Source organism: Tateyamaria sp. (genome assembly GCF_059783535.1).
In genome coordinates, this window is the sequence record NZ_JBYNDP010000236.1 from 1 (window position 1) to 2,740 (window position 2,740).

Sequence of the window (2,740 nt, forward strand, 5' to 3'; positions counted from 1 at the left end):
GCTACTCGACCAAGAAGATCTATCGCCAGAAGGGCACCGGCGGCGCACGCCACGGTGACCGCAACGCGCCGATCTTCCGCAAGGGTGGTATCTACAAGGGTCCGACCCCGCGTTCGCACGGCCACGACCTGCCCAAGAAGTTCCGCAAGCTTGGTCTCAAGCACGCTCTGTCGGCCAAGGCCAAGGCAGGCGAGCTGGTGATCATCGAAGATGCGGCAGCGGGTGGTAAAACCGCCGCTCTGGCCAAACAGGTCAAGGACCTGGGCTGGAAGCGTGCGCTGGTGATTGACGGGGCTTCGGTCAACGAAGACTTCCTGAAAGCATCGCGCAACATCGAAGGTCTGGATATCCTGCCGACGATGGGTGCAAACGTATATGACATCCTGAAGCGTGACACCCTGGTGATCACGAAGGCGGGTGTCGAAGCACTGGAGGCTCGTTTGAAATGAGTGCCAAGGCAGAACATTACGACGTGATCCGCAAGCCGATCATCACTGAGAAGGCAACCATGACGTCCGAGAACGGCGCGGTGGTCTTTGAAGTGGCGATTGACAGCAACAAGCCCCAGATCAAGGAGGCCGTTGAGGCGCTCTTTGGTGTGAAGGTGAAGGCCGTGAACACGACCATCACCAAGGGCAAGGTCAAGCGTTTCCGCGGCCAGTTGGGCAAGCGGAAAGACGTGAAAAAGGCCTATGTGACGCTGGAAGAAGGCAACACGATCGACGTGACCACCGGTCTTTGATCGTGGGGCGGGGCTGAACCCCGCTCACATCGCAAAATGAACAAACCCCGGTCTGCGATTTGCAGGCCGGGGTTTTTCTTTGCCATTTGGCCCCTTATGTTCGTGCGATGCGATGTGAGAGGTCTTTGTTCCTATGCGAAATGCGGCTTTGGTTCTGGGTATCATCGGCGGGTTGATTGCGATGATCGTCGGCTTCTTCGGCTATGGATACACCGAGGTGGTGCGCGCCAATCAGGAAGTGGGCGAGATATTTGGCACAGTGGACAATGAAGCCCTGGTGCGCGTGAGCAGTTTTGTGGCGCCCTTGTTGGCGATTGCGGGCGGGGCCATGGCCAAGATCCGAGCGCTTTGGGGTGGCGGACTGTTATTGGTTGCGGCGGGCCTCATGTATCATGCCTTTGGTTTTGGTGTCTTCACCATGTTCCCGATTGGGTTCTGCCTTGTCGCCGGCGTACTTGCTGTTGCCGCGGGCAAACCAGATGAAGCGAAGGCGCATTTCTAGGGTCATGTGGACGCCTTGTTCGGTGGCCTATTGATCACCCCACCTGCGTGGTGAGGGCACCGAGGTGCATCTATTGCATAGTGTACGCTTTTGTTCCGCAATCGCAGAGGCGTTCGACTGGCAGCCGCCTACATCCAAGCCCGGAACTGTCATTCGCAAATCCCTGCGACTACAAGGGGATGTCATCATACTTTCGGGAGGTAGGGGAGGTAACACCTTCGGCCACTTGCGTGGTGGCCTTTGTCATCATTTCGACCATCCTTGAGGCCTGATCCGCATATTCCTGCGCGGCGTCCCTGCAATAATTGGATTGCAGTTTCATCAGTTCAGCTGGCGAGGTGCAGGCCATCATGGCGCGTTGCGCGGCGAAGTCCTTTTGCACCCTGTCCATGGCAAAGCGGGTGCATTCAGTTGTGATCTCCATCCAGGCTTGCGCGGTCGCAGGGTTGAAGGTCGCTAGAGCGGCTGCCATGGGGGCGGGGCTGAGCTTCGGCGGTGTGGATTTGGGCATGGGGCGTCCTTTTCTAGGAGGTATGGACGCAGTGTAACGGGTTTTGTGGGAGGGCGAATTGATCTGGATCGTGTGGCCGTTGGGTTTTTGTGGGCGTGCAATGTGAGTACAAGCAGAACAAACGACGTTCTGATGCGATTGAATGACTGAACTACACTACATTCACGTCCCAACTGACACGCCAATCTCATTCCCCTCGAAGTTGGGTGAATTTCGGTGCTCGCCCATTTTGGAACGTAGTATCTCAGCCGAGATGCAATGGAACCTGTCCAAACAACTGGTTGCGGAAGGGTGTCTGTATGCCATGGCCTGGGGCGAAAACTGTTCGTCTTGGGACGACAGTATCGACGACGCCAATATCATGGATTTCTTAGGCCGCGAGATACCGGCCGATCGTTATGTCATGAACACTTGGCACCCAGACCAACCGCTGAAAGAAGCGTTTAGATATGCCAAATTCGATTCCACCTTGTCGTACGATGATCGTGAGCTTGAACAACTTCTAATTTTGGATTTTTCGGAAGCAGAATGACAGGCAGATCTGAAAATGATGTTTGCCGAAGTTTCCTAGCATGTTTTGATTGCGCGCCTGCCCCCAGCTTCTTGTGCGCCCATGGATTGGTGGGCAGAATACCCACCCTACGGGTTGACCCTACCCCTTCGCTGGCCTAAACGACCCCATCCGCAAGGCCCCGGATTCGTCCGGGGCTTTGCTGTTGCTCGTTTGAGCTTACTACCGGGCACCTTCGGGGGCCTTTAACCATAGGGCGGGGCCAGCCTCGCTCGTTTAGCAAAACGGAAGACAGTAACATGGCACTCAAGTCGTACAAGCCGACGACGCCGGGCCAGCGTGGGCTGGTTCTGATCGACCGTTCGGAGCTGTGGAAGGGGCGCCCCGTCAAGGCGCTGACCGAAGGTCTCACCAAGAATGGTGGCCGCAACAACACCGGACGGATCACGATGCGCCGCAAAGGCGGGGGCGCGA

Annotated in this window: 5 protein-coding genes and 1 pseudogene; 5 read left to right on the forward strand and 1 reads right to left on the reverse strand. The window is 56.7% G+C overall.

Features of this window, described 5'->3' with window-relative positions; genetic code table 11:
• The 3 genes from rplD to AC6RA8_RS22030 all read left to right on the forward strand — a co-directional run.
• On the forward strand, positions 1 to 449 hold a 449-nt coding region (gene rplD / locus AC6RA8_RS22020; RefSeq protein ID WP_500355914.1), incomplete at its 5' end, for a 50S ribosomal protein L4.
• Entirely contained in the window at positions 446 to 742 is a 297-nt protein-coding gene (locus AC6RA8_RS22025) for a 50S ribosomal protein L23 (RefSeq protein WP_189371474.1), read from the forward strand. The genes rplD and AC6RA8_RS22025, both read left to right, overlap by 4 nt.
• 133 nt (positions 743 to 875) lie before the next feature.
• Positions 876 to 1,244, forward strand: coding sequence for a hypothetical protein (locus tag AC6RA8_RS22030; protein WP_500355916.1), 369 nt, complete (start codon positions 876 to 878; stop codon positions 1,242 to 1,244).
• A 169-nt stretch (positions 1,245 to 1,413) separates the two neighbouring features.
• Here the strand turns inward: AC6RA8_RS22030 and AC6RA8_RS22035 are convergent, their stop codons facing one another.
• Positions 1,414 to 1,755 (reverse strand): phasin family protein, encoded by a 342-nt coding sequence (locus AC6RA8_RS22035; RefSeq protein WP_500355918.1) that lies wholly within the window; start codon positions 1,753 to 1,755, stop codon positions 1,414 to 1,416.
• A 142-nt stretch (positions 1,756 to 1,897) separates the two neighbouring features.
• Between AC6RA8_RS22035 and AC6RA8_RS22040 the strand changes: the two genes are divergently transcribed.
• Together AC6RA8_RS22040 and rplB are read left to right on the forward strand one after the other, a co-directional pair.
• Positions 1,898 to 2,287, forward strand: coding sequence for a DUF7684 family protein (locus tag AC6RA8_RS22040; protein WP_500355920.1), 390 nt, complete (start codon positions 1,898 to 1,900; stop codon positions 2,285 to 2,287).
• A gap of 278 nt (positions 2,288 to 2,565) precedes the next feature.
• Positions 2,566 to 2,740, forward strand: a pseudogene (gene rplB / locus AC6RA8_RS22045) (50S ribosomal protein L2); the annotation flags it as partial.